Source organism: Pseudoalteromonas sp. AOP7-A1-14 (assembly GCF_052376275.1).
Lineage (GTDB): Bacteria > Pseudomonadota > Gammaproteobacteria > Enterobacterales > Alteromonadaceae > Pseudoalteromonas.
In genome coordinates this window covers 1-1,145 of sequence record NZ_JBQSVO010000254.1, presented here as the reverse complement: position 1 = coordinate 1,145, position 1,145 = coordinate 1, and the positions used below count along the sequence as shown (strand labels likewise).

Genomic DNA, 1,145 nt, shown 5'->3' with positions numbered 1-1,145 from the left:
CGGCCACCTTCACGGATAGCAAAACGAAGACCTTCGTCCATCGCAACTGGCGCGATAAGCTCTACAGTCATCTTGATGTTATCACCAGGCATTACCATTTCTACGCCTTCTGGTAACTGTACGTCACCTGTTACGTCAGTTGTACGGAAGTAGAACTGTGGACGGTAACCTTTGAAGAATGGAGTATGACGGCCACCTTCATCTTTCGAAAGTACGTATACTTCTGAAGTGAAAGTTGTATGTGGGTTGATTGAACCTGGCTTAGCTAGTACTTGACCACGTTCAACGTCTTCACGTTTAGTACCACGTAGAAGTGCACCAATGTTCTCACCAGCACGACCTTCGTCAAGTAGCTTACGGAACATTTCAACACCCGTACAAGTAGTCTTAGTAGTATCTTTGATACCTACGATTTCTACTTCGTCATTCACGTTGATGATACCCGCTTCAACACGACCCGTTACAACAGTACCACGGCCTTGGATAGAGAAAACATCTTCGATAGGCATGATGAATGGCTTATCGATGTCACGCTCTGGCTCTGGGATGTAAGAATCTAGTGCTTCTGCAAGCTCAACGATCTTGTCTTCCCATTGCTTTTCGCCTTCAAGTGCTTTAAGTGCAGAACCTTGAATTAGTGGTAAGTCATCACCTGGGAAGTCGTATTCAGAAAGAAGTTCACGAACTTCCATCTCTACTAGCTCAAGTAGTTCTTCGTCATCAACCATGTCACATTTGTTCATGAACACAACGATGTAAGGAACGCCAACTTGGCGAGAAAGTAGGATGTGCTCACGCGTTTGTGGCATTGGGCCATCAGTCGCCGCAACTACTAGAATAGCGCCGTCCATTTGTGCAGCACCCGTGATCATGTTTTTTACATAATCGGCGTGACCAGGACAATCTACGTGTGCGTAGTGACGAGTTGGCGTATCGTATTCAACATGTGAAGTTGAGATTGTGATACCGCGCTCGCGCTCTTCTGGAGCGTTATCGATTGATGCGAAATCTTTAGCAACACCGCCGTATACTTTTGCAAGTACGTTAGTGATTGCTGCAGTTAGGGTTGTTTTACCGTGGTCAACGTGGCCGATTGTACCTACGTTTACGTGCGGTTTTACGCGTTCAAACTTTTCTTTTGCCAT

The 1,145-nt window shown here is 45.9% G+C and carries 1 protein-coding gene; it reads right to left on the bottom strand.

Annotated features, from left to right (window positions below; all coding sequences use genetic code 11):
- Positions 1 to 1,145 (bottom strand): elongation factor Tu (gene tuf, locus ACT3RM_RS17955; protein WP_444511523.1); only part of this gene is annotated, 1,145 nt, incomplete at its 3' end.